Annotated in this window: 18 protein-coding genes; 2 read left to right on the top strand and 16 right to left on the bottom strand. The window is 60.5% G+C overall.

What is annotated here, in order from left to right:
* Window positions 1–11: 11 nt before the first annotated feature.
* From BS69_RS0102365 to BS69_RS0102405, 8 genes are all read right to left on the bottom strand, one after another.
* Window positions 12–3,254, bottom strand: coding sequence for a type I restriction endonuclease subunit R (locus BS69_RS0102365; RefSeq protein ID WP_029940387.1), 3,243 nt, complete (start codon window positions 3,252–3,254; stop codon window positions 12–14).
* Entirely contained in the window at window positions 3,251–4,453 is a 1,203-nt protein-coding gene (locus BS69_RS14460) for a restriction endonuclease subunit S domain-containing protein (protein WP_029940388.1), read from the bottom strand. The genes BS69_RS0102365 and BS69_RS14460 overlap by 4 nt, the downstream gene beginning before the upstream one ends.
* Window positions 4,450–6,468, bottom strand: a complete 2,019-nt coding sequence (locus BS69_RS0102375; protein WP_029940389.1) for a type I restriction-modification system subunit M — start codon at window positions 6,466–6,468, stop codon at window positions 4,450–4,452. Before BS69_RS0102375 ends, BS69_RS14460 begins: the two co-directional genes overlap by 4 nt.
* A 339-nt stretch (window positions 6,469–6,807) precedes the next feature.
* The gene (locus BS69_RS13885) at window positions 6,808–8,592 is read right to left on the bottom strand and encodes a TniQ family protein (protein ID WP_084184220.1); all 1,785 of its coding nucleotides are present in this window, start codon (window positions 8,590–8,592) and stop codon (window positions 6,808–6,810) included.
* Window positions 8,592–9,476, bottom strand: coding sequence for a TniB family NTP-binding protein (locus tag BS69_RS0102390; RefSeq protein WP_029940390.1), 885 nt, complete (start codon window positions 9,474–9,476; stop codon window positions 8,592–8,594). Before BS69_RS0102390 ends, BS69_RS13885 begins: the two co-directional genes overlap by 1 nt.
* A gap of 48 nt (window positions 9,477–9,524) precedes the next feature.
* Window positions 9,525–10,262 (bottom strand): Mu transposase C-terminal domain-containing protein, encoded by a 738-nt coding sequence (locus tag BS69_RS0102395; RefSeq protein WP_029940391.1) that lies wholly within the window; start codon window positions 10,260–10,262, stop codon window positions 9,525–9,527.
* Between the two features lie 45 nt (window positions 10,263–10,307).
* Complete coding sequence (locus tag BS69_RS0102400; protein ID WP_156956832.1) at window positions 10,308–11,564, bottom strand: DDE-type integrase/transposase/recombinase; 1,257 nt, start codon at window positions 11,562–11,564, stop codon at window positions 10,308–10,310.
* A complete protein-coding gene (locus BS69_RS0102405) occupies window positions 11,561–12,286 on the bottom strand; it encodes a PDDEXK family nuclease (RefSeq protein WP_029940393.1) in 726 nt (241 codons plus the stop codon). Before BS69_RS0102405 ends, BS69_RS0102400 begins: the two co-directional genes overlap by 4 nt.
* A gap of 492 nt (window positions 12,287–12,778) precedes the next feature.
* On the opposite strand from BS69_RS0102405, the gene BS69_RS13890 reads away from it, so the two are divergent.
* Complete coding sequence (locus BS69_RS13890) at window positions 12,779–13,057, top strand: helix-turn-helix domain-containing protein (RefSeq protein WP_084184221.1); 279 nt, start codon at window positions 12,779–12,781, stop codon at window positions 13,055–13,057.
* An 861-nt stretch (window positions 13,058–13,918) separates the two neighbouring features.
* On the opposite strand, the gene BS69_RS14125 is transcribed toward BS69_RS13890, so the two are convergent.
* From BS69_RS14125 to BS69_RS0102450, 8 genes are all read right to left on the bottom strand, one after another.
* The gene (locus tag BS69_RS14125) at window positions 13,919–14,140 is read right to left on the bottom strand and encodes a hypothetical protein (RefSeq protein ID WP_169738046.1); all 222 of its coding nucleotides are present in this window, start codon (window positions 14,138–14,140) and stop codon (window positions 13,919–13,921) included.
* Window positions 14,141–14,220: 80 nt separating this feature from the next.
* Window positions 14,221–15,135: a cation diffusion facilitator family transporter gene (locus BS69_RS0102420; RefSeq protein ID WP_029940394.1), complete on the bottom strand. Its 915-nt coding sequence runs from the start codon at window positions 15,133–15,135 to the stop codon at window positions 14,221–14,223.
* Window positions 15,136–15,159: 24 nt separating this feature from the next.
* Complete coding sequence (gene copM / locus BS69_RS0102425; protein WP_051676470.1) at window positions 15,160–15,501, bottom strand: CopM family metallochaperone; 342 nt, start codon at window positions 15,499–15,501, stop codon at window positions 15,160–15,162.
* Window positions 15,502–15,515: 14 nt separating this feature from the next.
* Window positions 15,516–18,776 carry an efflux RND transporter permease subunit gene (locus BS69_RS0102430; protein WP_029940396.1) on the bottom strand — a complete coding sequence of 1,087 codons (3,261 nt, stop codon included), beginning with the start codon at window positions 18,774–18,776 and terminating at the stop codon, window positions 15,516–15,518.
* A 46-nt stretch (window positions 18,777–18,822) separates the two neighbouring features.
* Window positions 18,823–20,034: an efflux RND transporter periplasmic adaptor subunit gene (locus tag BS69_RS0102435; RefSeq protein ID WP_037504336.1), complete on the bottom strand. Its 1,212-nt coding sequence runs from the start codon at window positions 20,032–20,034 to the stop codon at window positions 18,823–18,825.
* On the bottom strand, window positions 20,031–21,227 hold the full coding sequence (locus BS69_RS0102440) for a TolC family protein (protein WP_245605093.1): 1,197 nt from the start codon (window positions 21,225–21,227) through the stop codon (window positions 20,031–20,033). Before BS69_RS0102440 ends, BS69_RS0102435 begins: the two co-directional genes overlap by 4 nt.
* A gap of 206 nt (window positions 21,228–21,433) precedes the next feature.
* The gene (locus BS69_RS14130) at window positions 21,434–21,766 is read right to left on the bottom strand and encodes a hypothetical protein (RefSeq protein ID WP_156956836.1); all 333 of its coding nucleotides are present in this window, start codon (window positions 21,764–21,766) and stop codon (window positions 21,434–21,436) included.
* A 50-nt stretch (window positions 21,767–21,816) separates the two neighbouring features.
* On the bottom strand, window positions 21,817–22,455 hold the full coding sequence (locus BS69_RS0102450; RefSeq protein WP_029940400.1) for a cation efflux transmembrane domain-containing protein: 639 nt from the start codon (window positions 22,453–22,455) through the stop codon (window positions 21,817–21,819).
* 87 nt (window positions 22,456–22,542) lie between these two features.
* Between BS69_RS0102450 and BS69_RS0102455 the strand changes: the two genes are divergently transcribed.
* Entirely contained in the window at window positions 22,543–22,941 is a 399-nt protein-coding gene (locus BS69_RS0102455) for a MerR family transcriptional regulator (RefSeq protein ID WP_425423515.1), read from the top strand.
* The last annotated feature ends 154 nt before the right edge of the window (window positions 22,942–23,095 follow it).

Consider the following 23,095-nt stretch of genomic DNA (forward strand, 5'->3'; position numbering starts at 1 on the left):
CTGACGACCGGTCAGGCGTCCGCAAGTGTATCGACATCAAGCTTCTCGCCGGATTTGAGAATGTCGTAGACGATGTTGGTGAGGATCCCCATCGCCTGACGGTCCCCTTTGAGCAGGATTGTCGCGAGCGAATTGTTCGAGGTCATGGCACGCACGACAGCGCTCTGAACGGCACCGGGCAGATTGCCCTTCATGGCGAGTTGCTTCTCGCTCTGATCCACCTGCGCCATGACCACCTGGTTCTCTTGGGCGATGGAAGCGATCTGGTTCACAAAGTGGGCCTGGTCAGCAAGCGGGGCCGCTTCTCCGAACAGGCTGTTGAGACGCTGTATGAGCTCCAGAAGGTAGACTGGCTTGCTGCCGGGCATAGGTGAGCTGCCGGCTCCTAGGGGCTTGAGAACGAGGTCTTCGCCGTCATCTCCAGCCGGGGGGCCGCTGACGTCCTCACGATCCTTGATGTCATATCCGGTGAGCGCTAACCCATTGAGGTCGATAGTCTCCGGGGTCACGCCATCCAGGCGCTTCGCCAGCAGCTTGGAGAACGCCGCGTAGTTCTCGAGATCAGGGTCGTTCAGCTCGATAAGCTGAGCGATGTAGGCATATGTGCGACTGAAACGCTCAAGGCCGGCTTTGAACTCCTTCAGCACGCCGATGAGCCTGTCGGCCTCTGCGCGGCGGTGGTCGGCAGCCTTCATGCCGTCTTCGTTCCCGGCTTCCTTTGCCTTCTGGTAGGCAGCCTCGGCAGCTTCGGCTTCCTGCCGGAAGGCTTTCAGCTTGCCGTTGTAAAGGTCGGTAGGGGCCTGCGTGGCAGCGAATAGCTCCTTGTGCTGCGGCTCCTTGCTCGCCGCGATTTCGCTAGCTGTCTTGAAGCGCGCTGCCTTGAAGGCGTCGAGATCGACACCCCTGTAGATCCCGGCCTCGTCCAGTCGATCCTTCATCTCGTAGACGACGTTTAGGTCCTGAACATCATCGATCTGCGCGCCGGCGTCGTAGCGTGCGAAAGCCCGACGAACGACCTCAGGGTCGTTCACGAAGTCGATGACGAAGGTCTGGTCCTTGCCAGGGAACGTGCGATTCAGGCGCGACAGCGTCTGGACGATCTCGACGTCGTTGGCGATCTTCTTGTCGACGTACATGGCTACGAGCTTGGGCTGGTCGAAGCCTGTCTGAAACTTGTTGGCCACGAGCATCACCCGATACTCAGGCCGGTCAAAGGCGATGCGGAGGTCCTGACCCTTGGCGCCGGGGTTCATTGTGTCCTCGGTGAAGACGGCGTCCTCATCGACCACGAATGTATCGCCCTTCAGCTGCTCGTCGTCGAAGTGCATAACCTCCTTGCCGGTCAGCTGACCGGAGAATGCCACGAGGGCATGGATGTCCTTGTACTGGGGATGATCCTCGATGAAGGCATCGAACGCCTTCTTGTAGCGGACGGCGGCCGCTCGCGAGCTCGTCACGACCATAGCCTTAGCCTTGCCGTCGAGTAGGTGAGCAACGTTCTTGGCGAAGTGCTCCATGATGAACTGGACCTTCTGGGTCACGTTCGTAGAATGGAGCGTCATCCATTTGGCCAGGGCCCGCTTCGCTGCCTTGCCGTCGACGCGCTTGGTGTCGACCATCTCCTTCCCAAGGTTGAAGGCGGTCTTGTAAGGGACGTACCCCTTGAGGACATCGAGAATGAACTTCTCCTCGATCGCCTGGCGCATGGGGTAGCGGTGGAAGGACTCCGGCCTGTTGTCGTCTGAGGCAGGCTTGGTCAGGTCCTTGGGCCGCCCGAACAGCATCATCGTGGAGTGCTTCGGCGTGGCGGTGAAGGCGAACTGAGAGATATTCTTAGGCCGAGCGCGCGAGTGCTGGATCTCGGTGAGCAGTTCTTCGACCGTCATCTGCTCCATGCCCTTCTTGGAGGTGAGGGCCAGAGTTGCCTGGAGCTTCGACGCGGTCGTGCCGGTCTGAGAAGCGTGGGCCTCGTCGATAATCACGGCGAAGTTGCGGTCCTTCAGGGACTGCTCGGTGAGGATCGCCTCCATCGCGTAGGGGAAGGTCTGGATCGTGACGATGATGATCGGTACGCCCTTCAGCAGCGCGTCGGTGAGCTGCTGGCTCTTCGACTTCGAGGACTTTTCCCGATCGATGGCTGCAATCAGACCGGTCTGATGCTCGATCTGCTGGATCGCGTCCTGCAGTTGGGCGTCAAGGACCGTGCGGTCGGTGACGACTATCGCCGCGTTGAAGATGGGGGTTCCATCGTCCTTGCGCAGCTTGATCAGGTCATGCGCGGTCCACGCGATGGTCGACGTCTTCCCTGATCCAGCGCTGTGCTCGCAGAGGTAGGCTTGGCCAGGGCCATTTGCGGCCGCGTCGGTGATCATCTGGTTCACCGCAGACCACTGGTGGAAGCGCGGGAAAATGAGCGTTTCCTTCTTTGACCAGTTGCCCTTGAGGTCGACGACGTCCTTCTTCTCGACATACACGAAGCTGTGGAAGATGCGCAGCCAGGCGTCGCGCTGGCAGATCTCTTCCCAGAAGTAAGCGACGGGGTATTCGCCATCCTCACGTGGCTTGTTGCCGGCGTGACCATCCCGGCCCTTGTTGAAGGGCAGGAAGTAGGTGTTCTCGCCGGCGAGCTTGGTTGCCATCCAGATCTCGCTGTCCGACATAGCGAAGTGGACCACGGCGCCGCGCTTGAAGGTCAGCAGCGGCTCTTTGCGCTTGGTCTGCGGGTCAACGGGGAGGCGGTCCTGCTTGTACTGCTCTCGCGCAGCCTCACACGACTGGGTGAAGTCGGTCTTGATCTCCACCGTGGCGACAGGAATTCCGTTCAGAAACAGGCCGAGGTCGATCGCATACTCCTTGCTGGGGTGGTAGCGGAGCTGGGGCACGACACGCAGCCGGTTCGACGCATAGCGGTGCAGAACGTCCTTGTTGCGCTCGTCCTCGGGGGCCGCTTCGCTGACCTGGATCTCACCGCAGCCCGCAATCGAGAAGCCCCGACGCAGAACGTTGATGGTGCCCTGCTTCTCGAGAGCCTTCTCCAGGCGGTCCATGAGGACCCTCGTGGCCTTGTCGCCGTTCATGGCGATGAGCTTCTCCCACTTCGCCGGCTGGGTCTTCTGCAACCAGGCAACGAGGTCCTCGGGGTAGAGGGCGTAGTCCTTGTCGTAGCCGCTGGTCTCGCCGACTACCCATCCTTGCTCCTTGAGCTTCTGGACGATGTAGGCTTCGAGATGCTTCTCGTGATGCAGCTCGCTCATGCGGCATTCCTGACGTCGATCTTGCCGGTCACGGCGGCGGTGATGAGGGCTGTGCGGTGTTCCTTCAGAAGTTCGATGCTGCGCTCGGTCCTAGAGACCAGCGAACTAATTCGAGCTTCTAGTCGCTTAAGACGGGCGGCGATCGCACGCTGTTGATCGAGTGACGGCAGGGACACCATGATGCGACGAAGAAGGTGCCATTTAATCTGCCGCTGAATATCGCCTACGCTGAGCGACGCAAGCATGAAGCGCTCGACGTACGGGCGACTACGGAATGCGAAGTTGGCGAACTCAGGCTCGATCAACGTTTGATTTAGCTCGAAAACGAAATACGCCGGACTGACGATTCCTCGGTGCGAGGAAACCCCTACCGAACCGCGCCAAGCCTGCTGATTGTTCAAGACGAAATTGCCGGCTTCAACGAGTTGGTACTTGTCGAGGCTCTCAGCCGGTTTGTGAACCAAACCGCCGCCTTCCGAGTAGGGGATCACCCCGCGATCGAGGTAAACCGACAGCAAGCCCTCGTGCGCCAAGCCCGTGACGCACTTGGTTGATGCGAGCGCCCAGAACGGCACTGACGTCCAAGCCTCTCTGGGCTCCACGGCCTTGATGATCTCCGCGCTTAGCTTCTCTTGGAGAAGGTCAATGAAGCGCTGCTTATGGCGGGTCAGTCGATCAATCTGAGCCACCTCGCGATCCAAGTAGTTTGAGATGTCTTGCTGGTCGTCGAAGCTGATATTGGGAACGGGAAATTCCAGCAGCTCATTCTGGCTCAGATTCTGACGGATGCCGCCGCCCAGCCCGTTGAAGATGTTTCCTCGGTAGGCGGCGTAGAAATACCAGTAGTAGAAGGGGCTGAAGACGGACTCAGAGACGGGCCGCAGCCGAATGTAAGCCGGGCTCATGATGCCCCGTCGGGGAACTAGGCCGACGCGGCTGGTCTTGATGTTCTGAAGGTCGATAAGCTTGAAAGCCAAGTCACCCGGTTCAAAAATCTGGTAGGTCGAGTAATCGGAGGATTGCAGGCCCTCCACGTCTTCGAGCGAACGGTCGATTACACCGCCCATGGTAAGTGCGAGGCGATGACGTTCCTTCATCCCGGTGTTCAGGTCCTTGACGCACCGAAAGCGGTATTTCGCAGGGGCGACGGACCAAAGGGAGCTCCCAACGAAGTCTTGCAGGAAGTCGCGGCCGCTCATTCGGTCACCTCCGCCAGCATGCCAGCGATCTCTGCCTCGACGGCCTTTAGGTCTGCATCGATGTCATGCAGGCTGCGCGGGGGCTGATATTCGTAGAAGTAGCGATTGAAGTTGATCTCGTAGCCGACAACCCCAACCTTTCCGTCCTGCTCATCGCGGAAGCTCTGGTCCACGAAAGCGTCCGGTGCATGGGGTAGGACCTCAGCAGCCATATAGTCGTCGATCTCGGTGCCAAGCGGCACGTTCTCGAAGTCGGTCAGCTGGTCGTCAGTAACGATCACCCCGTTCTCATCCTGCACCGGATCGGCATCAGGGTCGCGTACGCCAAAGGCGGTCACGAAGGCCTTGGTCAGAGGCTTAGAAGCCTTACCGAGCGCCGCATTCTGGCGGGCCGCAGCCTTGGCCAAGGCCTCTACCCAGCTGTACTCGTGCTCTTCACCCGCGTGCTGGAGCAGGACACCCTTCCAGGCTTCCTGCTGGTCACTGGTGAGCTTGCCCCATGCGCGGTCATCGGCGAGCTTGCTGAAGCCTTGTTCGTTGATGACGATCTTCATGCGCAGCGGCCGAAGCACCTTCACCCGCCGGTAGCCAAACTCCTGGTAGTCGAAAATGCGACTGGACTTCGTCGACTCGTAGGCGGCGTAGGCCCCGACGATCTGGCGCATCTGGTCAGCGCTGATCTCCCGGCGCTTGTTGCCTTCCGCCTTGCGCATGGGCGTGCAGAGGTCGGTCGCGTTGAGGAGCTGAACCTTCCCTCTACGAGCCTCCGGCTTCCGGTTGGACAAAAGCCAGATGTAGGTTCCGATCCCCGTCCGGAAGAAGATCTCCGTCGGCAGGGCGATGATTGCATCGACGAAGTCGTTCTCGAGCAGGTAGCGCCGGATCTCTGACTCGCCTTGGCCGGCGTTGCCGTTGAACAGCGGAGAGCCAGACAGGACGATTGCAGCGCGACCGCCACCGTTCTCGGGCGTCTCGAACTTGCTGATGAGGTGCAGAAGAAACAGCATCGAGCCGTCGCTGACCCGGGGCAGTTTAGGACCGAACCGGCCCTCGAACTTCTTCTCCGAGTGCTCACTGACAACCGCTGCCTGATCCTTCTCCCACTTCTTTCCGAAGGGTGGGTTGGAGATGCAGTAGTGGAAGCGCTCGCCATCCCACTGGTCATTGGAAAGGGTGCTGCCGAGCTTGATATTCTTCGAGAGGTCGCGCCCAGGATCCGACGTCAACGTCTTTAGCAGCATGCCTGCGAGACACACTGCGTGGGTCTCGGGCTCGAGCTCCTGGCCGTACGGCACCACTGTCGGGGCGATGCTGTAGCGATCGCGCAGGTTCTGGACGTGCTCCATGCCGTCAGAGAGGAAGCCGCCGGTTCCGCAGGTCGGGTCATAGAGGGTGCGGATCAGGCCAGGTGTGTTGACGAACATTTCGTCGTCCGGGTCCAGCAGTAGCTCGATGGCGAGATGCACGACGTCACGGGGCGTCATGAAGTCCTCGGCCGCTTCGTTCACCTCGGCGCCGAAGCGCCGGATCAGGTGCTCGTAGATGTTGCTCATCACCCGCTCGGGCACCGCGTCCGGATGCAGATCGAAGCCGGCGAAGTTCTGGCAAATCTTGTAGAGGACGCCCTGCTTCTCCATGCGGGCAATCGTGTTTGCGAAGTCGAACTGCTCGAAGATGACGCGAGCGTTATCGCTGAAGTTCGCGATGTAGTCTTCGAGGTTCTGCCGGGTGCGGCTGCCGCCGAGGGTAGCGAGAGTGTAGTTCGACGTGTTGTAGAAAGGGTAGCCGGTCACCTGGCGGAGCACGACGTCTAGGTCGATGCCTTGGTTCGCCATCGACGTATACGTCGACTGAACCTGGTCACGCGTCGGCTCCAGAACGCATTCGAGCCGGCGCAGCAGCGTGAACGGCAGGATGACCTTGCCGAAGTCCGTGTGCTTGAAGTCACCCCAGAGATCATCGGCGTTCTTCCAGATGAAGTCCGTCAGGCTGGCATCCTTGGCACGCTGCAACATCAACTTTCCTCGTTCTCTAATTGCTTAATCAGACCGATGACCTGTTGAAGCTGACCCTCTCGCGCTCGTAGGAGCGCCGCCAATTTAGTATTGAGGTCCGACGGCTTGGGATGGTCCCCTGCCGACCAGTAGCGGACCATTCTGTCGGATACGCCCAGATCTCTCGAGAGCGGGCGCTGCCAGCGTTCGCCGTAGAGCGCCTCGCCGGTCAAGCGAAGTGTGTCAAAGCCCCCTCTCATTTCCGAATAGTAGGAAATGAGAGGGGCGCCAGCAAGCGGTTTCTGCCTCTAGGGCGCTGCGCTGTTCGACGACATTGAAGACCTACCGAATGCCCCCGGGTTAGGTGTGTGCTGGGGCCGGCGCTGGTAACGTCGGAGGTAGGTCGAAGTAGATCGGTTGGAAGATCCTCTGTGTAAGGCGGATGAGGTCTTCCAGGTCAAAGAAGTAGCGAGGGAAGGATCGTCTGCCATACATTGGGGCATCGTAACGATAACGCAGGACGCCCCGAGCAACCCATTGTCTGGCTTCAATAACCGGCATCGACGCCATCGGTCCCCAAAGTGTCTCAAAATGTTCGTTTACATGATGGAGCTGGACGAACTTCCGTGTGCGGAGCAGCTTGTTGAGGCGGTGAAATGCTTGCCGCTCGGCAAGTTCGTCCTTGTCGACGTAGAGTTCGCCAAGGCGGACCCCAACATCCATCTTGTAGACAGGCAGCAGCCCCGAGAAGATATCTTCTAGGAACCGCCAACGTTCGTATGGCCGACGAAGGCGTGGCATGTCGCTGATACGGATCGGTAACTCCGGTGTAGTTGGCACCACAAGAGCAGCTAGGCGAGTTACCAGACTATCAACTTCGCCACGGTCCACCCCTATTCGACGCCTTCGTTCCGACAGAAGTTTAGATTCAAACCAGGGTTCGGGAGGGCTTGCAGCGTCGCCCTCCAGCAATAGCATGGCACATTCGACCGACAGTGCCGAAGCAGCATTTTTGGTGATCTTGCTGTGGGTCGATTGGTGCCGGCGCTTCTTCGCGACGGGGGCCACACGGGCTGTGTCTTCGCTTGCATGAATGTCTGACGCCGCACGCTTTTCGTAGCGATGCCAACGCTGTCCCCGCCGATAATCTAGGTGTTCTAGGCAGAAGATCTTAAACTCCTGATCAACCGCCTTCACGTACGAGCCATCATGATCTTTGATCGGCTTGATGGCCAACAACCCGTATTCGGTAGAAAACCGTCGGCGAAGAAGGTTGTGTTGGACCGGGGCGGGATTGCGATCGACGAATGACGCAAGCAGGTCATGAAAAGCGTTCGGCCAGTTTTGCAGGACTGAGAAGCCCGGACCGCAGATTTTGCGGGCCGCGGCAACTCCATCAGTTTGGTCGACGTTGCCGAGCCCGTATCGCGCCCGATCACAATCAGTCGGTTGGTCGATATCTTTTGTGGCGGCGGTCAGGGTACCGAATCGGTTGACAGTCGTGACGAGCTGATTGAGCGAGAGGAATTGGAGAGCCGGGTGGGTTAGGCCTGAGTTCAAAGCACTATCGAAATAGCTTTCTACTTCGTGGGCGAAAGCGATCTCGTCCGTGCTAGCTGGCTCCGGAGTTGCGAAGCGCGCGTCAGCCCCACACTTGGTGCAGCCCCAAACCATGGTTCGCGAGTGAAGGGGCAGTGGTGCTTCGCACTCAGCACATAAGTCGCGCAGCCGCACAGCGTGTCTGGCGCAAGCCGTTACATGATAGATCGACCATGAGGGCCGTATGATCCTGTCGTCCTGCAGACAGGAGGGACAGTGCCGCATTCTCTTAGACACAAGAAAGTTTTTGCGGATGTGATTGCCCGCGAGGTCAACAACGGCACTATGGCTCTTTGTACGGGGGCTGCGAAGGCGACGGATGAGATCTTCAGGCAGCCCAGTCACGCCCTGCAGCTGGCGCCAGAAGGAATCTGCACTCCAAGGGCTGAGGTTTGTAAGTCCTGTCGAGAGCCAGAAGGATCTCAACGAGCCCATGTCGTTGACTTCACAGAGCCGACGAACGTAGCCCATGACATGCTCGCCGGGGACGGGCTTGGGAACGAAGGGCCAGGGATCGGTGATGGTCAGCGAGTGATCGCTCTTCATCAGCTGGCCTGCTTCAACAGCGTGGACCGGGTGAAAGGGTTTTCATCAACGAGGCCGCTCAGGCCGCCAAACTTGTCGTAGGCGGCTTCAAGGTGTTTCTCGAGTATGCGGCGACTTCCGGCTTCAATCGCGGTTTTGGCGGCCCACCTCAGTAATGTGCAGAGCAGTCGGGGGTTGCCGCCGCTAGCAAGAAACATCTTCTCGGCCAGCCAGTCCTCACCCAGACCTGCCTGTTGGTCGAAGGGGAATAGTGCGTCCAGCTCGGTTAGAAATGAGCGGAAAGCATTGCGACGTCGCTCATTGTCATAGCGGAATTCGGCGAGCGCGCGCCGAATGGGCGTAATGGACGCCAGCTGCGCATTCGATGTGATTACGTCGGCCAGGCTGGGCATGCCCACGAGAACGATCGGAACCCGGGTCTCCTTGGCCAACCCCTTGATCCAGTCGGCGGTTTGGCTCTTCGTCTTTTCAGCCCCGGTCTCGGCTAAGTGCTGGAACTCGTCCAAGATGAGCAGCTCTACGTCCTGCCTCTTCATCTGCGCTTCAATGCGATCGGTGACGGGCGACAGCTTGCCGGCAACTGTGGGCAGCCGCTGAAGCTTTTTCAGGATGGTTTGTGCCGCGCTCAGGCGCTGGCTCATGCCTTTGAGGCTAACCAACAACACGGGCGTCTTCGTGTCGAAGCTGTGCTCGCTTTCATTCCTGATGGGCAGGTTCGCCCTGGCATACTCACCGACAACGGTCGACTTCCCGACGCCAGTCTCGCCGATGATCATCATGCAAGTGGCTGGTGCACCCTCACGGAAGTCTGCACGAAGTTCATCGAACGTCTGCCAGATCTCGGTGAATTGCGGCCGCATGGCGAAGGCGCTGTTGATGATCATGCGCCTCTCGCTTGGCGCGGTGTTCGACCAACCTGTTCGAGCAGGCACTCAATCCTCCATCTCGATGACGCCACGGATCAGACGTGTTCGCGGCGCGGCTATTGGCGTCACCGTCCGCTTGCGTTGTCTGGCTCGGCCTGGGTCCAGTGCAACTACGTTGGTTGGGGTTTGCTCGTGGCTTGAGGGAGCAGGGGACCGGCGGGGGCGGCGTTTAGGTTCGGTCTCGGTGCTCTCCCCAGCGAGCGCGTACCGACCAATGCCCTCGCTGCGTGGCCCGAACGATAATCCGTTGTGTTCGAACAAGGCTGTTCGAGCGCGGGCAAGGGCGTCGCGGTCGACCTCCATCTTGAGGACGTGATTGGTGTAATCGATTGCAGCCTGGTGCTCCCAGACCGACACACCGGCTACATCGTCGCGCCAGTAGGCTCCACAGGGGACCGTTAGGTATCGGTCGACGTGAGGCAGGTACACCTTGATCTCTGATAGGTCGCCGGCGTCGAACCGGAAGGTGACTTGTCTCGGACCCGGCAGAGACTTCAAAAACGCTGGCTCTCTGAGAAGGTCCACCAGCTCGTCAGATGTGTACTGGATGTACTTGAACCTGACGCCCTGGCGGGTGAGGGTGGCAGTCTCAGATCTCCCGAAGATGCAGTCCAGCTCATGGACGCTAGAGAGGGGCTCTACCGGGTAGCGTAGCGTAAGATCGTCCCACAATTTCGATGGGACACGCCGGCGTCCCCCGTGCCCATCGCGGGCGTACACGTCGATCAGCCACTTATGGACCATCCATAGTAGGTCGGGGAACGTGACGAGCGCGTTCTTCTTCGGGTCTTAATCGCCTTTCGCTACTATGTTGCTGAAGGTGGTGCCGCGTTGTTGGTGCAATAACTTGCGATTGAGGCTTCCAATGAAGCGCTCTACGGCGCCCTTCTGCTGCGGACGACGACCTTCACAGCGTTCGACTTCCAGAATGCCGACAGACTGAGCGATGATATCGCACTGGTCCGAGATGTTTTCGAGTGCTCGGTCAAGGCGGATGGCTTTTGGGCGTCCGTAAGCGGTCCAATCATTCTCGATATCGGCCCATTCCCCAGCCTCGACCTTCTTGCGGACGTAGGTTTTCGGAAGAATGCCGTTCCGAATGATCTGACCGAGCGTGTGAACACTAGGCGGATCGAATCCGATGTGAATGCCCCAAGGCATGCGTGTGCAGCGGTCGATCGCCGTTCCGATGGTTGGGCGGCAGGCTGTGCCGTCTGGAAGCAACACGAAGATATCGCCAAGGGTGTGATCGAGCTCAATCAGGTCAAGAGGTGCTCTGGGCTCCTTCTGCTTATCCACCCGGTCGTATTTGCGGTTCGCCCTGGTGTGTCCGTACCGAGCTGCCTCAACGACTGCTGGGTCACGACGGGAGATCGCAAGGGTGATGGCTTTCTCTTCGATGTGGCGCAGGCGGTCATCTGGAATGCGCTCATCATTCCTGAGATTAACCTCATGGCGTATGCGGGAGGTGAGTTCCTTGATGCTGATCGGCGGTCGCTGGAGGTAATGCTCGTCGATCGCCATTTCGAGGAGACGCCGTTCTTCGTGGGAAAGCCGATCATCTCGACGGCCCTTCTTGTGGTTCTGCGTCACCAGCTTTGTGATCGAAGGCGGGAAGCCAGCTTTGGTGACCCAGCGAGACACCGAACGGCGAGATGGAGGCTCGCCATCTTTCAGCAGCTGCGCTGTCGCCACGATGCAGGCATCGACAGACTTCTCTTGTCCGCGATAGGCAAGTCCCTCATCGTGCAGGGCCTTGACGTAAGAGAACCTCCTGCGGGCCGCCGTGACCTCTTCTTCGGGGATAACGGAAAGGTCGGCGACCGGCTCGGCCGGCCGCTTTGCTGCCCGATTCTCGCGATGCGGAATGTATAGTCGAGCTTCTCCTGAGCTAATTAGCTCGGATAGCTGATCGTCCGACAACGCGAGATGTTCGCGAGTGATGTCGCATGTCCAGTCCAGGCTGTCGCCCCTGCGCTGGACGAATCGGAAGTCGCTCCCTCGATGCTTGAGCCGGTGCGTTGCGACGATCGCAAGCCTGGTCATGCCACCCACCTCGGCAAGTCGATCGGGCGGACGGGTGGAGTGAAGGGGATGAGCCGCTCGAAGCGACCGCAGCCAGGCGGGTATACCGCCGAGTCCAGATGTAGTGGAATTCGGACGTCTGCCCACAGGTCGCCATGAGCAATCATGGCCTCGACGTGATAGAATTTGAGGCTTGGCGCTTCTTTAAGGAAGGAGCGGACTGTTAGAGGCCCCTGCTGGCCGAGACGAAGCACCGTCATCCGAGCAGCGGCCGGAACCTCCGTCGCCAAGCGCCGCAGGAGGTCCTCGACGGGCTCAGAGAACGCCAGTGGCTTGATGCACTCACTCAACGTGACGCTATAGGCGTAGCCCTTACTGCGTAGCTCCGTGCCGACCCAGAACAACTTCTCCTTCGTGAATGGGTCGGCGTAGTCGTTTGCGTCCTTAACCTCATGGAACTCCCATTCGCCGTCGATCATGATGGCGAAGTCCGGGTATGCTACCTGCGCTCCGTGCCGACTGCGATGAAGCAGCTTGATCGGCTGCGCGTAGATCTCGGTGATGCTTGGATCGAGTTCGGCGAGGCGGATGAAGGCCCGTTCTCCGGCCGACTCAGCGGGAATCCATTTCTTCATCTTGCGGCTGAAAAACGAGCTGTCGGCGCGCCCGCTACGCTTGATGACCTTGCGCACAGGCTCGGGGCTGATGGTTATTGGAGCCGTGGGGTCGTACTTACTCATCATCAAACTCGCCAAGGGAGCAGAAACAATGCTGCTCCGGCGAGAACAGCGTCCGTCCAAAATGTAGGCTGGTCGAGGTAAGCCGACCAATGAGGGAGCACTGGCGGAGGAAGGTTACGAACTTCTTAGCTGCGCTCATTAAAGCCGCTCGGCACAGCGATCTGAGCGGTGCATCTGGCATCTTACATCTCGACGACCAGCTGGATGCGACTGACGGGTATGAGTAATCGTCGCTGGACGCCGTCATCACTCGTTTCAGTGTGTTGGGCCAGTATGAAGCGCGTGTTTCTAAGAAGCAGTTCTAAGCTGAAGATATCCTTCGCTTCCAAAGCGACGTCGATAGGTTCAGATGAGCCAGTCAGAAAGACTCGGAACAGTCCCACAAGCCAGACCCCCTTTCGACTCACTCCAAGTTCACACCTATAGTGTACAATGAGGCGAAATAACACTCATAGTGTGTAGACCATCGACGAGGTACTCGACGAACCCCCGTTTGTGAGTGTTGAGGGATCAGGGCGCGCTCGACGAACGCTGGCGTCAAACTTGCGCGCGTTCCGAGCTGCAAGGGGAATCAGCCAAGAGGACTTGGCAGCCAGTGCCGGCATTCATCGGAACTATCTTGGCGGAGTCGAACGCTGCGAACGGAACATAGCAATCGACAATCTCGAGAAACTCGCTGCTGCCATGGGAATGGACATCGCGAAGTTGCTGACAGAACGAGCAGTTGGGTCCTATGGGGATGAAGGCTCCCAACCGCGCTCCGACGATCGCTAAAGCCTCGGGTAGGTCTCCTTGGCGCCCATTCCGGTCGTCGAGACCAATCGACCGAGTACGGAAAAATCGTCGTTCGTTCAGCGAACGACTATAATTCGCTTTAAACCCAGGCGGACCTAACCCTCGTACTTCCCCATTTCACCCTTGGAGGAGGGGGTGCCGACAGTGGAGCGGCTGGCAAGCGATCTACAATATCACCGACAATGATCTGTTCAGCTGGGCATCCTGGTGCCGGAGCCGCTCTTCGATACTGCCCTACCGCTCCCCCGAAGATCACCCGCTTGCCCAATGCCACCCATCGCCCCTTCACCAAGATCCCGGAACGTGAGCTAGTCGAGGCCAAGTTCGTTCCGGGTGGAAACACCGGCGAATAAGACCTTTCCTCCCTGTCTGGCTTGAAGACCAAGCAGTTCTTGAAAATTGCAAAGTGGCCTACCGAGAATGTGACGGGGACGGGGTAGCCATCGGTATACAATCGGACGGACGCCTTCTGAGCCGTAGCCGCTTCACTCTCCGACGACGTATGCGAGCAGGCAGTCACGCTCGCGGCCAGAATGGACAATGCGACCGAGACTGGCAGACGATAATGCAGGAAGCAGGTCGGGCTCACCCGATCACACATAGCTGAATTTCTTTGGACCCGTTCAAGGTCTACTGTCCACCCATTCCGGTGGATCAGGTTCACAGAAAGGGCGCGAGGTAACGGTAGTCCCCTTCTATCCGCCACTGGCTGCGCGGGCGTCTAGCACCGCATCGTTGGTGTCATTGCTTGACGAAGAGACAGCGTTCCAGACTGCCAGGCAAAGCAAGGTGAGAAGCATCGCCAAGGCCGTCACAGCGACCCCGCCGAGAAGGGGACGATCATTCTTCATGATTAAGGTTCCGCTTCGCAATCCTTCGTATCGCGCGTCCGGTGAGCGAAACGAGATCGCCTTCCAGAGCGATTTCACCGCTATGACGCATGTTTGAGAGCAGCGATGCCAGACCCCTGCCATCTTTGAGTGCCTCTGCCAGCTCGGGCTGTTCGGCAATCTTCATGGCTAAATCGGCGCGCGTCATCGAGCCGCCGGCGTTCGCCAGCAAAGTGCGGATCGCGCTATATCGGGAATTCGAAAAGCTGAAGACGGGCGGCCCGATGCGGCCGTGCCGGACACCTGATCCACTCATCCGCTTTCTCGGCTCTGAAGGGCACAGGGCACATGCTCGCTGATCTCTATCTGGAAGGTGGAATGCGCGATGCCGAAATCATGCTCCATGGCCTCCGCCAAGTCGGTCAGGAATTCATCTCCCGGGTGACCTCCCGGCATGACGAGGTGCGCGGTGAGCGCTAAGCTCGTTGTGCCGAGGCTCCAGACATGAAGATCATGAACTCCGGTGACGCCGTCGCGCCGCGCCAGGGAGCTCTCGACCTCGACCAATTCTACCGAGCTTGGAACCGCCGATAGGCTCATCACGACCGAATCGCGCAGGAGGGCCCAAGTGCTCCAGAGAACGACAAACGCGATCATGATGCTGACGAGCGGATCGATCCATTCCCGCCCGGTCCACCAGATAAGCGCACCTGCGACGACCACGGCCGCCGACACAGCGGCGTCGGCCGCCATGTGCAGGTAGGCACCACGAATGTTCAAATCGCCTTTGCGGCCACTGGCGAATAGCCATGCGGTCGCCGCATTGATGACGATCCCGATCGCGGCTACGACCATGATCCCGACCCCTCCGACGGGTTGCGGGTTCGAGAACCGCCCTATCGCCTCGTAGATGATGGCGCCGATAGCCACCAGGAGGAGGACGGCGTTCGCAAGCGCAGCCAGGATTGAAGATCCTTTGAGCCCATAAGTAAACCGGGCGGTCGGCGGCCTCCGAGAGAGCGCCGTGGCTGCCCATGCGACCAAGAGACCGAGCACGTCCGACAAATTGTGTCCCGCATCGGCGAGGAGTGCCAGCGATCCGGTAATGACCCCATAGCCAGCCTCGATCGCGACGAACGTCACATTGAGGGCGATGCCGATCGCGAATGCCCGTCCGAAATCGGCAGGGGCATGGCTGTGGCCATGATCACTGTGATCACTCGCCATGCGGCGTCTCCTGTTTTTGCAAACTCACTGCTTGCCTCCCTTGTGCTCAGGCTTGGCGAGCCAGCGTTCAAGCTGATCGATCTCACCCTGCTGGTCCTTGATTATCTTCGCCGCCATGGCGCGAAGTTCCGGATCCCTGCCTAGGCGCAATTGCTCCTCGGCCATCCGGACAGCGTCGCGGTGGTGGGGGATCATTCCTGCGGCGAAGCTTCGGTCGGGATCGGCTGGGTCCACCGACATCGACATGCCGCCGTGCGTCGCTTCGGAGTTGCGTCCGCTCGACTCTTGACCTTCACGCTGCGCCTGCGGGGCGCAGGCGGCGAGCAGGAGCGCCGTAAATGTGGCTAGACCCTTCATTTTCATCATTCGGCTCCTTCGAATCATTCCGCTGGGACCGGCTCGCGTCCGAACGGATCCTCGTTTTGATATTGGCCCTGGACGTGACGGACCCGCGCCCGGTGCAAGAGGAAATGGCTGATCGCCGGAAGCACGAAGAGGGTGAGAAAGGTCGCGACGATCAGGCCTGCGATGACGACGACCGCCAATGGCTTCTGGACTTCGGCACCGCGACCGGTCGCCAAAGCCATCGGGACAAAGCCAATGGCCGGGACGACCCCCGTCATGAGGACCGCCCGAACACGCTCCATCATTCCGCCGCGAATGCCTTCGTCGATGCTCTCGCCCGTGCCGATGCGCTGTTGAATGCTCGTCATGACGACAAGGCCGTTCAGAACAGTGACGCCCGAGAGTACGATAAAGCCGACCGCAGCAGAGATTGAGAAGGGGAAGCCGGCCAGCACCAGGCCGAAGACGCCTCCTGCAAGTCCCAGCGGAACCGCCGAATAGACCGCAAGAGCCGAACTGAAGCTCCGCAGCGCCATGTAGAGGATGCCAAAGATAAGCAGGAACACCGCAGGAATGACGAGAGACAGGCGCGCCGATGCAGCCTGCAGATTCTCGTACTGCCCACCCCATTCGATGAAGACGCCAGGCGGCAATTTGACGTCACGGTCCACCGCCGCCCGCGCGGCTTCGACGTACGAGCCAAGATCGCGGCCTCGGACGTTAGCCTGGACGACGACACGCCGCTGACCATTCTCGCGGCTGACCTGATTGACCCCGTCCGCGAAGCGGAAGCTCGCGACCTCGCGGAGCGGCACCGAGGTTCTAGCGCTGGTGCCACCATTCTCGAGCATGACCGGTAGCGCGCCGATCGCCTCGAGGTTGTCGCGGGTCGGATTGTCGAGCCTGACGACGATGTCGAAGCGGCGGTCGCCTTCGAAGACGATGCCGGCTTCACGCCCACCGAGCGCAGCCGCCACCGTGTTCGCGACCTCGTCGACTGTCAGGCCGTAGGCGGCAATCGCAGAGCGATTGAACAACACTTCAAGTGTCGGGAAGCCGGCGGTCTGTTCGGATCGCAAGTCGGCGGTGCCCTCGACCTTTCCAATGGATGACGCGACCTGGGCCGCGACGGTCTCGAGCTGGGTCAGGTCATCGCCAAATACCTTGATGGCAACATCGCCTCGGACGCCGGCGATAAGCTCGTTAAAGCGCATTTCGATTGGCTGGCTGACCTCGAAAGCGTTGCCAGTGAGCGAGCCCATTTTCTGCTCGATCCGCTCGACTACCTTCTCCTTGCTGTCCACGCCGCTCGGCCATTCCTTCTTGGGCTTCAGGATGACGAAGGAGTCCGACGTGTTCTGCGGCATAGGATCGGTGGCCACTTCGGCCGTGCCGGTCTTGGAGTAGATGTAAGCGACCTCGGGAAGAGAGGAGATCGCGCGTTCGACCTTCAACTGCATGTCCAGCGATTGGTCGAGAGACGTCGAGGGAATGCGGATTGCCTGGACCGAGGCATCACCTTCATCGAGCTGCGGAATGAATTCCTGACCGAGGGTCATGAATAGGGCGCTGGCAAGAGCAAAGGCGCCCAGTCCGGCGCCGATCCACGGCTTAGGCCGCGAAAGCACCTTTCCGAGGAGCGGTTCGTAGCGTGCCTTCGTCCAGCGGATGATGGCGACGTCCTTCTCCGCCACCTTCCCCTTGATCAGCACGGCCACCATCGCCGGCACAAAGGTCAGCGAGAGGATAAATGCTCCGATCAACGCGAAGATGACGGTGATCGCCATTGGCGTGAACATCTTGCCTTCGACCCCAGTAAAGGTGAGCAAGGGCGCGAAGACCAAAAGGATGATAGCTTGGCCGTAGAGGGTCGGGCGAACCATCTCTCGGGCAGCTTCGAACACCTCGTGAAGGCGTTCGGACAGCTGAAGTAAGCGGCCCTCATGATGCTGTCGCTCGGCCAGCCGTCGCAGGCAGTTCTCGATGATGATGATCGAACCGTCGACGATCAATCCGAAGTCGAGAGCACCCAGGCTCATCAGATTGCCCGACACGCCGTAGCGGGTCATGCCGATCGCCATCATCAGAAACGACAACGGGATCACGAGGGCGGCGATGATGGCCGCCCGAATGTTGCCGAGCAGCCAGAAAAGTACGGCGATGACGAGGATCGCGCCTTCGACGAGGTTCTTCTCAACTGTAGAGATGGTCGCATCGACGAGCGCAGAGCGATCGTAGAGTGGCATTACCTTCACGCCGGGCGGAAGGGACTTGGCTACTTGCTGCAGTCGTTCGGCCACGGCTTCGGCGACGATCCGGCTGTTGGCACCCGCGAGCATCAGCGCTGTCCCGATGACGACCTCTTTGCCGTTGGTGGACGCTGCACCGGTGCGAAGTTCTCCCCCCAGTCGGACAGTCGCGACGTCCGACACGCGGACGGCCACGCCGTTGCGATTGGCAATGACGGTGCCGCCGATCTCGTCGATGTGGCGGATGCGAGCATCGGCGCGCACGAGGAAGGCCTCGCCGGCGCGTTGAATGAAATTTGCGCCGACAGAGATGTTCGACGCCTCCAAAGCATCGGCGAGTTCGGTGAAGGAAACACCGTACGATGCAAGGCGAGCCGGATCCGGCTGGACGACGAATTGCTTTTCGTAGCCCCCGATGCTGTCGACCCCGGCCAGACCTGCCACATTACGCAGCTGCGGACGGATCACCCAGTCCTGGATGGTCCTGAGGTAAGCCAGCTTGGACACCTCGTCCGTCAGCCGCTCGCCCTCGATGGTGAGATAGGAGCCATCTGGCTGGAAGCCGGGACGGCCGGCAATCTTGGGATTATTGACGGTTGCGGTCGGGGCGTAGTCGACGGACCACATCAGCACTTCGCCCAGCCCGGTTGAGACCGGCCCCATCTGCGGCTGCACGCCGTCCGGTAGACTTTCGCTCGCCTGGGCCAGTCTCTCGGCGACCTGCTGGCGCGCGAAATAGATGTCGACGTTCTCGTCGAAGACGGCCGTGACCTGGGCGAAGCCATTGCGCGAGATTGAGCGGGTGTAATCGAGCCCCGGGATACCGGCGAGGGTCGTCTCCATTGGAAACGTCACCAGCCGTTCCATATCGAGCGGACTGAACTGAGGCGCGGCGACGTTCACCTGCACCTGTTTGTTGGTGATGTCTGGAACGGCGTCGATCGGGAGTTTGAAGAGCTGGAAGGCGCCGTAGAGCGCGATCACCAAAGTTAGGCCAATCGTGGCCCAGCGGAAGCGGATCGCAGCGTCGAGAATACGCTCAATCATGAGAGTTTATTCCTGATAGGAGTGAGCCGAAGAGCGGACGACACGATCAGTGTTCCGCTTCACTCGCGCCGAGCTGCGACTTTAAGGCGAAGGCGCCTCGCGAGACGATGATCTGACCGGCCTCGAGGCCCTTTAAAATTTCGACGCGGCCGCCGCTTCGCTGCCCGATCTGGACAGGCACGGCCTGGAAGCCGCCCTTCACCTGGACGAAGACCGCATCGCGACCTTCGATCAGCTGGACCGAATCTTCGGGCAGGATGATGCCACTGGTCTTGCTGTTTCGCGGGGTGATGCGCACTCGCACGGCTTGGCCTTGGCGCAGTCCGCCTGGTGCCCCCGCAAGCTGTAGAACCACAGCAACGGCGCGGCTTTGCGGATCGGCCGACGGTGTGATCGAGCGAAGCCTGGCTTCGACGATGCCGCCGCCCGGCAATTCGACAACAGCGGAATCCCCTGGCTGGAGCCGCTGCGCTTCGGGCACAGGTACCGCAGCTTGGACCTGAATGCGGTCGGGGTTGGCGACGTTGAAGAGCTCGGCGCCGGCGGCGACGTAGGCACCGAGTTGCGTGTCTACTTCGGTGATTCTGCCCACTATCGGCGATCGGACGGCAAGATAACGACCGTTGCCCGTCACCCCGGCAATCCTGACGGCCGAATCAGCGCGCTGCAGTTCCGCTTCCGCTGTTTGCCGCGCGGCAACAGCAGCCTCGAGATCCTGTTTTGCCGTCACCTTTGCGTCAAACAATCGCTGCTCCCGAGCCGCCGCTGCGCGCGCTGCCTGCGCACGCGCCGCCGCCGCATTGCGTTCGGCCACGAAGGCCGCCGCTTCACGGCTCTCCAACAGGGCGATCGTCTCTCCTGAGGCAACGGGATCGCCAAGACGCTTGTTTATGCGGGTGATGGCGCCGTCGGCCCTGGCGGTTACCAGCGCCTGACCTTCCGGAGGAGCGGTAATTGTGGCTTGAGCGATGACTTCCGATGCTATGGATCCTGATGAGACCCGTTCTACGGCGATGCCATTGGCGGCGATTTGTGCAGGGGTGATGGCAATGAAGCCTTCGGGGCCGGACTTCTGCCCTTCATCCGATTGGGCCACTGGGGCTTCAGTGCTTGCCGCAAGAGGCACGGGCGCCGTGCTTCTGCCAATCAACACACCCCCAAGGCCTGCGAGCAGAGCGAGAGCGGCCCCGCCGGCCATCAGCTTGGAGCGGCCATCCTGAATGCGGATGGCGGTGTTTGCGCGTTCGATGACGGTCATTGGGAATCCTGTTGAGCGGCGACCCGGCCGAGCTCGGCGGTCGCGAGAGCCTGCGCGAGGCGGGCGTCGATGAGGGCGGATTGGGCTTGGCGGTACGCCGTCTGGGCGTCGAGAAGCTCGACCAGCGATGCGCGGCCCTCGATGTAGGCAAGGCGCGACAGCCGAAGCGTCTCGTTTGCTTCGGGGATGGCAGAGCGTTCAAGCGCTTCAACCCTTGCCGTCGCCGATTGAACGCTGGTCGCGGCGTTCGCGGCCCTGACCTGAACCGACGCACGGACATTGGCGAGATTAGCTTCGGCCGCGCGAATGCCGGCACGGGCGGCTTCAATGTTGCCGCGATTTCGATCGAAGACCGGCAACGGAAGGGACATTCCGCCGACGAGGGCCACCGCTCCGGCCTCGCGGACATGACGAACCCCGAGGCCCACCGCAGGGTCGAGCCTGCTCGCCGCTTGTTCCTGCCGGAGCTCGGCTTCCGCGATCAGCCGTTCGGCTTCGGCCAGGCGCACTTCAAGGCTAATTGCAGGATTTACGAGCCGAGGTTCGAGGTCGATTAGCTTTCCGCTGACGCTCGGCACGGCTTCGGTCATTCCGAATAGGGATACCAAGGTCGCCCGAGACGCGCGTTCGTCCGCCCGCGCAGCCTCGAGCTCGGCGGCTGCCTGGGTTGCAGCCGATCGCGCGCGAAGGGCGCGAAGTGGCGGTTCCCGGCCATTGTCTACCAGCAACTGCGCGATCCTCGCCAATTCGCGGGCTCGCTCTTCGCTATCCTCAGCTAGGCTAAGACGATCGCGGGCTACGACAGCCCGGGCGAATTGCTCCCTGACCGAGCGAGCCAAGTCGGCGCGGGCGATGTCTAGCCGAATACGCTCCGCCGCGAGTTCGACCTGAGCTGTCGAGACCCGCGCTTGCCGGCGCCCGCCAAGATCGAGGCGTTGGTTGACCGCGACCGTAGTCTCGGTCGCCCGAAAGCCCTTGAGATCACCGGTCCCGAGAAAATTCTCGACCTCGATGCTGAGTTCAGGGTTGGTGCGAAGACCCGCCTGCCGGATTCGCGCGGATGCTGCCTCTACACGGGCGCGCGCCGCCAGCACGGCTGGAGAGCGGGCTTCCGCTTCTTCGAGCGCTTGTACGAGGGTGAGAGACGAGGGGAGTGGGCCGCTTCGCGGAGCCAGCACAGGGTAGTTGCTCAATGACGGCGGGGCTGGGGGTCCGGCGCGCGGTATCAAGATAGGCGAGCCGATGGGCGGCGTCGCAGGTGCGCTTATCTGCGCGCCTGCCCCAGCGACGGGAACCATGGCCACGGCTATGGCCGTAGCGAAAAAACGAGACATGAAAGGAGACTCCTGACGACACGGGAGGAGCCGGCTGGTGCATGCCAGCCAGCGTCAATGTGACGTCAGGCAATCGGTGGGCGAAGAGATATCCCGGGATCGTTCCCGCCGTGAAAATCGGCGGCTGCCGCGACTTTGTCGTTCGTCATGTCGCTTGGGACGATCCCTTGACCTTCTTCCAGCGACACGCCCACGCAATGACCGTGGCAAGCGCCATGATGATGGGGGGTGGCCTTGTCGCCATCCGCAGGCACCTGGTCGCCATCGCCGTCGAAGTGCCCCTCGGCGCTCGCAGCCACCTCGGCACAACCGATCGCTTCCGCCGCCTGCGCGGCGCTGCCTGTCCAGAGTACAAGCACCAGCATCAGGGCGCTGAGAAAGGGAAGGATACGGCGCATTGGTGAGGTGCCCTTACCAGCACCGCTGAAGGAAGGGAAAGCCCGTGTCTTCATCTTTGCGCCGAAGCATGAGCTTCGGTCGTGCGTAATTCGGCTGCCGCGAGACGCACGATCCTCCACCCGCCGGAAAAACTTAGCGCCGCCATCAGCCCCGCCACGACCAGGTCTGGCCAACGGGTCCCGGTGCCGAACACGCCAAGCGCTGCTGCGACGACGGCGATATTTGCGATCGCATCATTGCGGCTGCAGATCCAGACCGACTGCATGTTGGCGTCGCCCGCCCGCCAGCGAAACAGCATGATTGCCACGGAGACATTGGCAACGAGCGCCGCGACACCGATGCCACCCATCAGGAATGGCTCGGGCGCCGACCCCTGCAGCGCAGCCAGGACCGCCGTACCGATCACATATGCGCCCATCAGTAATAGAGTCAGGCCCTTGAAAAGCGCCGCGCGGGCGCGCCAGGCCAAGGCAAGCCCGGCAACCCCGAGCGATATGGCGTAATTGGCAGCATCCGAGAAAAAGTCGAGCGCGTCGGCCTGCAGTGATTTGCTGTCTGCCATGAAGCCGGCGCCGAGTTCCACCGCGAACATCGCACCGTTGACAGCGAGCGCGACCCAGAGGGCCTGACGCCAGCGCACATCGGTCGCGCGGCTAACCGTCTCGGATGCACAGTGATTGCACGCCATTCGCCACCTCGACCGAATCGATGAGACCGGCTTATGCTCCTTGTAGCGACTACAGGGTCAAGGCCACGAATTATGAAGATAGGAGAATTGGCGCAGGCCACCGGTACGAATGCCGAGACCATCCGCTATTACGAGCGGATCGCCCTGCTCCCTCCGCCGGCTAGGACGAATTCGAACTATCGCGATTACGGGCCCGACCATGCGGAACGTCTTCGGTTCGTCCGCCATGCCCGAAGTTTGGGCTTTGACATCGCGGATGTGCGGTCTCTGTTGGACCTCGCCGACCAACCCGATCGCGACTGCGCGGAAGTGGACCGCATCGCATCCGGGCATCTTGCGACGGTCGAGCGAAAGATCGCTCAATTGCAACAGCTCGAGCGGGAATTACGCCGGATGCTCGTCGATTGTGGAGGAGGCCGCATCGCAAGCTGCCACATCATGCAATCCCTCGCCAATCATCAACTCTGTGAAGAGGATCACCCGTAGCTGGCGACTATATTTTGCTGAGGCGTTCGCGCGAGCGATGGCGCCTTTGGCTGCTCCGGTCCTAGAAGCGGACGGTCCCCTCCCGGCCAGATCCAGCCATTCGACTCTGCGCCCATCTCGGTCATTCAGCCATCGTCGCTACCGAGCGGAAAGC

The sequence above is a fragment of the Sphingomonas astaxanthinifaciens DSM 22298 genome, from assembly GCF_000711715.1.
GTDB lineage: Bacteria > Pseudomonadota > Alphaproteobacteria > Sphingomonadales > Sphingomonadaceae > Sphingomicrobium > Sphingomicrobium astaxanthinifaciens_A.

Coding starts and splice junctions, on each gene's coding strand:
- BS69_RS0102365 (WP_029940387.1), bottom strand. CDS start 3,254: ATGAGCGAGCTGCATCACGAGAAGCATCTCGAAGCCTACATCGTCCAG.
- BS69_RS14460 (WP_029940388.1), bottom strand. CDS start 4,453: ATGAGCGGCCGCGACTTCCTGCAAGACTTCGTTGGGAGCTCCCTTTGG.
- BS69_RS0102375 (WP_029940389.1), bottom strand. CDS start 6,468: ATGTTGCAGCGTGCCAAGGATGCCAGCCTGACGGACTTCATCTGGAAG.
- BS69_RS13885 (WP_084184220.1), bottom strand. CDS start 8,592: ATGAAGAGCGATCACTCGCTGACCATCACCGATCCCTGGCCCTTCGTT.
- BS69_RS0102390 (WP_029940390.1), bottom strand. CDS start 9,476: ATGATCATCAACAGCGCCTTCGCCATGCGGCCGCAATTCACCGAGATC.
- BS69_RS0102395 (WP_029940391.1), bottom strand. CDS start 10,262: ATGGTCCATAAGTGGCTGATCGACGTGTACGCCCGCGATGGGCACGGG.
- BS69_RS0102400 (WP_156956832.1), bottom strand. CDS start 11,564: ATGACCAGGCTTGCGATCGTCGCAACGCACCGGCTCAAGCATCGAGGG.
- BS69_RS0102405 (WP_029940393.1), bottom strand. CDS start 12,286: ATGATGAGTAAGTACGACCCCACGGCTCCAATAACCATCAGCCCCGAG.
- BS69_RS0102420 (WP_029940394.1), bottom strand. CDS start 15,135: ATGGCGAGTGATCACAGTGATCATGGCCACAGCCATGCCCCTGCCGAT.
- copM (WP_051676470.1), bottom strand. CDS start 15,501: ATGATGAAAATGAAGGGTCTAGCCACATTTACGGCGCTCCTGCTCGCC.
- BS69_RS0102430 (WP_029940396.1), bottom strand. CDS start 18,776: ATGATTGAGCGTATTCTCGACGCTGCGATCCGCTTCCGCTGGGCCACG.
- BS69_RS0102435 (WP_037504336.1), bottom strand. CDS start 20,034: ATGACCGTCATCGAACGCGCAAACACCGCCATCCGCATTCAGGATGGC.
- BS69_RS14130 (WP_156956836.1), bottom strand. CDS start 21,766: ATGCGCCGTATCCTTCCCTTTCTCAGCGCCCTGATGCTGGTGCTTGTA.
- BS69_RS0102450 (WP_029940400.1), bottom strand. CDS start 22,455: ATGGCGTGCAATCACTGTGCATCCGAGACGGTTAGCCGCGCGACCGAT.